Genomic DNA, 4854 nt, shown 5'->3' on the forward strand with positions numbered 1-4854 from the left:
GTTGACAACGCACCGCCGAACTTAAAAAACACACTTAAACACTGAACTGCAATTTTGCACTAAAGTCGCCACTCGTTGGCAATCCCTCTTGAGCCGTTTGTTATGCAAATTCAATGAGATAAAACCACTTTACACGACCAAAAACCACAATTGCAATGGTTGAGTGATTCAAGAACCAACCCAAACCAGAGCCATGATAAATAAGCCGCCAAAACAAAGTCCACCCTTCAGCAACAAACCAAGCTTTTGGAACAGACAAGTTCAACGGGCGAAAAATTCAGCAAGTGCAAAACGATCGATAAACTTGCACTTTCCACACTTTGCGCACGCTAAATTCACAACAAACCAGCACCAAAACTGATTGAGGCAAACAAAGAACCTTGCCTGTTTTACGGCTTAAGTAAACCACGAATTTTAGGGTAAAAAAGCTCATTTGCCGACAATACCAAACGAATGGCTGGAGAAATCCAAAAGATTGAACCCCTAAATTTACCTGAGTTGCATAACGCCCGGCTAAGGGGTTGACAACGCACCGCCGAACTCAAAAAACACACCGTAAACACTGAACTGCAATTTTGCACTAAAACCGCCAAGCGTTGGCAATCCCTCTTGAGCCGTTTGTTATACGCGTGCTTCCGACCACACTGCAAATTCGTTACCGCTTGGCTCAATAAAATGGAAACGACAGCCTCCGGGAAAATCAAAAATTGGGCGAATAATTTGACCACCGCTATTCTGGACTTTGGCTAAAGTGGTTTCTATGTTTGAGCTATAAAAGATAAGAAGTGCACCACCCGATGCTGTCTGACTACAACAGTCAGCTTTAAAAAAACCGCCATCTAAACCCTGATTTGAGAATGCTGTATATTCAGGACCATAATCAGTAAATTCCCAGCCAAAAACTGAAGAGAAAAATGATTTTGTTGCCTCTAAATTTTTTGCTGCAAACTCGACATAATTCAGCTTTTCATTCGGATTCATTTCACGACTCCATTGTTAAATTTCCATATAGCGTATAACGCCCTGTTAAGGTGTGAGCTACGCAATACCGATGTTTCCGCATACCACCTTAAACGCTAAACGCAACGCACAGTAAAAATGCCACGCGTTGCGAATCACTCTTAAACAGTTTGTTATGTGCCTTGCGCGTTGAACCGACTAGAGATCAAGGGGAATAGGATCGGAACGAATAATTCCACCTGAACTCTTGGGGCTAATGCCATACAATTTGTATTCTTTCAAGTTGTTAAAATCTGAGTAATCCAGTTCTCCACAATAACCAAACATCCCTGACTCATGTTCTATATGTGGAATTGCCTTTGATTCACGTTGTAATTCAGTTACCCAAAACTTGGGATGACGCCCGCCCTTTGGTTCGAGTATACATTGAACACCTCTTAACCTTGAGTAAGCTTGTTCGGCAAATTCTTTCATAAAGAAAGAACCATCTTCTTTGATATCCGAAACTAACCACGTAACGATATGACCTAAAAACTCTTCTGCATGGCTCTCTGCTGGTATTAAACAACGTGACCAAAAACACCCAATATTCAAATTACGAGATACCCTTCCAATATGGATAATTCCTTCAAATACAGACGTCACTATTTCTCTCGCTTGCAATTTCGCGGAATTACAGCCTAGATACGATAAAGTCTCCATACAACGGTATGCAAAGTGATTATTACCATTTTCTAACGCACTGACTGCTAAGGACTTTATATCATGTGCGTACACCGCAATATTGTGTTTATCTAAATCTGTTTCAGTGTCAGACGGCTTATTATTTTCGAGCCTGTAAATACCTAGTTCAGCTACCCTATGTAAAGTATTTAGTACCTTTGTTGGCTCAACAACCGAAGTATCCGTCAACAGACGTTGAGCAACCCAAACGGCTTCAGATGCAATTGCTCTTGTAAGCTCTGAACATGGTTTATTCAATATTTCAGGCTGCATAAGATAGCTACATAACTCACCAGCTAAAGTATGTAAAAACACACCTTGCTTATCTTCTTCTACTACATGACTGATGATCGCTCGGAATCTTTGCCGAGAAACATGGTTAATGCCGAAATCAACTCTGTAATCAGAATCTTTGCCACTCTTAAATTCGTAAGATTTTAGCAATGTCTTAAGTGCTACATTAAGGTTGTATTTGAAAGTTGGATGGTCAGAGTTTTCTAGTGATAAGCCATTAACCAATGATAAAGAATCCCAAATATCACTTTCCTCTAAGCCCAATATCGTTGGCTCAAATGTAAATCCATGCATTGGAATTTGAAACTTATCTTTGTTTAAAAGGAATTCTTCATGTTCCTTTACTTCTCGTTTAATACAATTTGCCAATTTACTATTGTAAGCATTTACCTTAGAAGACGTCGTTCTATCACTTATAAACTTGATTGGGTTGAGACAGTTCATTGTCAAAACCGCATTGTCTAATGATGATAAAAACAGCAACGGGAGGCTACCCAAAGAAACATAAGCAAACAGGTCAGGAGTAGCTAAATAAGCTAGTAGTGGCGCAAACGGGATGACCATGAGAAAAACAATATGAAACCACTGCCTTTTGCTAATTTGATCGTAAATCGGCTTATATTTAGATAACTGGTATCCAAAAAACGTAAAGTTTATTGAGAAAATCGATACTGTAAAGCTCACTCCAATAAGCCAAGGGGTTATCTTTTCAAGATCAGCACTACCTGCAAAAAACAGAAGCGACACTGTTAACACAATGAAAATTATAAATTTCAAATTTAACTCTCTATTTAATAGATTTTACTGCGATTAATCAGGCACATAACGCCCGGCTAAGGGGTTGACAACGCACCGCCGAACTCAAAAAACACACTGTAAACACTGAATTTCAATTTTGCACTAAAGTCGCCACGCGTTGGCAATCCCTCTTGAGCCGTTTGTTATGTATTTTTTACAGACCCGCCATAGAAATTAAGTTTAATGCCTGTTGCAAATTTATTTGAGCGTGTCCATTAGATGACTGTAACTTTGGAACAAATTGAACTTTATACTTGTTACTACATTGATTAACCCATTGAACAGTCATTCCTTTCGTTCTTACCGCGCAAAATATTACGTCACATTTTAGAGACACAAAATATGGCAAACTAGTTTGCAACCTACTATTTGGGTCACCTTGGCTTTCAATGCCTACTTTTATCCCATTAATATCAATCACTACTGTAATATCCGCACCGTTGTTTATGATGTTGATAGGAGCAGTAGGATATTTAGTCCTGAGTTGATTGAAAACCTCTTTCAATGTAGAGGTTTTTCCGCTACTTCCTATACCTTGTAAAGCAAATATCTCTGCCATTTATATCTCTCCATTTTGATAACACACTGTAGGACATCTTAGAAATACATAACGCCCTGCTAAGGGGTGAGCAACGCAATACCGAAGCCGCCGCACACCACCTTAATCACTAAATTCAACGCATAATAAAAATGCCACGCGTTGCGAATCCCTCTTGAGCAGTTTGTTAGCCAGAAAACACCACATATAGTGCTTGCAATCAAAACAACGTACTACATATGGTTAAGTCACATTTCCAGATGAAACCCAATGAAATAACCACAAACTTAATAATGTTACATTGCAACACATACCATAAGTGATAATGTGACATCGAGCCAATAACTTGAGGATTTTGAATGCCTACATTAAGTGTGTCTGAGTTTTCTTTAATCGTTGTAACTTCGGGAAGGCCAAAGCAGACAAGGGTAAAAAACATCGCTAACCGCGAGCCTTATGCTGCATTTCGTGACTACTATGGTCCATTACGAAACTCGATTAAACGTCTGTTCATTGCAAAGCGACATATTTCTCACCTTTACACAATATGCAACCGTCAAGAGGGAACTAAAAAGCAAAAATATGAAATGATCGTCAATACTTTTAAAGATTGGCAATCTGGTAAAAATATTAAGGCTTTTGATCCACCAAGAGAACACTACAACTTTTCACAAACGAGCATCACTTGTAACCCTGAACTCCATGTTGTGTTAAACGGTCAACCACGCCTAGTTAAGCTCCATTTCAGTAGTAGTGACAAAATGACTCAGGAAAGAGCAAATATCATCTGTGCTTTGATGGAGGAGTCAATTAATGACAGTGGTTTTGAATATTCAGTCCTAGATTTAACTTCTGGCAAAGAGTACTTCTTCAATGGTAACTACGAAAAAATCTATGACAGAATAAATAACGAGATCAAGGAACTTGAGAAATTTTGGCTAGAGGTAGCTTAAAATGTGTGGCATGGATGCCCATTTTTTTGGCTAACGCCCGGCTAAGGGGTTGACAACGCACCACCGAACTCAAAAAACACACTTAAACACTGAACTGCAATTTTGCACTAAAATCGCCAAGCGTTGGCAATCCCTCTTGAGCCGTTTGTTATGCAAATTCAATGAGATAAACCGAATTTACACGACCAAAAGCCACGATTGCAATGGCTGAGTGATTCAAGAATCAACCCAAGCAAGAACTGCGATAAATAAGCGGCCAAAACAAAGTCCACCTTTCAACAACAAACCAAGCTTTTGAATCAGGAAAACTCAACCAGCAAGACTTTCAGAAAATGCGAAATGCTCGAAAAACTTGCCCTTTCCACACTTTGCACCTGCTAAATTCACAACACGCTAGCGCTAAAACTGATTGAGGCAAACAAAGAGCCTTGCCTGTTTTACGGTTTGAGTTAACCACGAATTTGAGGGTGGAAGTGCTCATTTGCCGACAACACAAAACGAATGGCCGGAGAAATCCCACAAGATTGAACCCCTAATTTTACCTGAGTTGCATAACGCCCAATTAAGGGGTGAGCAACGCTACCACCC

The 4854-nt window shown here is 39.6% G+C and carries 4 protein-coding genes; 1 reads left to right on the forward strand and 3 read right to left on the reverse strand.

Annotated elements, in window-relative coordinates; all coding sequences use genetic code 11:
• Positions 1-621 precede the first annotated feature (621 nt).
• From AACQ42_RS16965 to AACQ42_RS16975, 3 genes are all read right to left on the reverse strand, one after another.
• Positions 622-981 (reverse strand): VOC family protein, encoded by a 360-nt coding sequence (locus AACQ42_RS16965; RefSeq protein ID WP_094165830.1) that lies wholly within the window; start codon positions 979-981, stop codon positions 622-624.
• Positions 982-1158: 177 nt separating this feature from the next.
• The gene (locus AACQ42_RS16970) at positions 1159-2754 is read right to left on the reverse strand and encodes a hypothetical protein (protein ID WP_094165832.1); all 1596 of its coding nucleotides are present in this window, start codon (positions 2752-2754) and stop codon (positions 1159-1161) included.
• Between the two features lie 175 nt (positions 2755-2929).
• The gene (locus AACQ42_RS16975) at positions 2930-3334 is read right to left on the reverse strand and encodes a hypothetical protein (RefSeq protein ID WP_088729545.1); all 405 of its coding nucleotides are present in this window, start codon (positions 3332-3334) and stop codon (positions 2930-2932) included.
• A 338-nt stretch (positions 3335-3672) separates the two neighbouring features.
• Between AACQ42_RS16975 and AACQ42_RS16980 the strand changes: the two genes are divergently transcribed.
• Positions 3673-4266, forward strand: coding sequence for a hypothetical protein (locus AACQ42_RS16980; RefSeq protein WP_088733239.1), 594 nt, complete (start codon positions 3673-3675; stop codon positions 4264-4266).
• Positions 4267-4854: the final 588 nt, after the last annotated feature.

Source organism: Vibrio sp. V12_P9A6T4 (assembly GCF_963874835.1).
GTDB classification, from domain to species: Bacteria; Pseudomonadota; Gammaproteobacteria; order Enterobacterales; family Vibrionaceae; genus Vibrio; species Vibrio anguillarum.

Coding starts and splice junctions, on each gene's coding strand:
- AACQ42_RS16965 (WP_094165830.1), bottom strand. CDS start 981: ATGAATCCGAATGAAAAGCTGAATTATGTCGAGTTTGCAGCAAAAAAT.
- AACQ42_RS16975 (WP_088729545.1), bottom strand. CDS start 3,334: ATGGCAGAGATATTTGCTTTACAAGGTATAGGAAGTAGCGGAAAAACC.
- AACQ42_RS16980 (WP_088733239.1), top strand. CDS start 3,673: ATGCCTACATTAAGTGTGTCTGAGTTTTCTTTAATCGTTGTAACTTCG.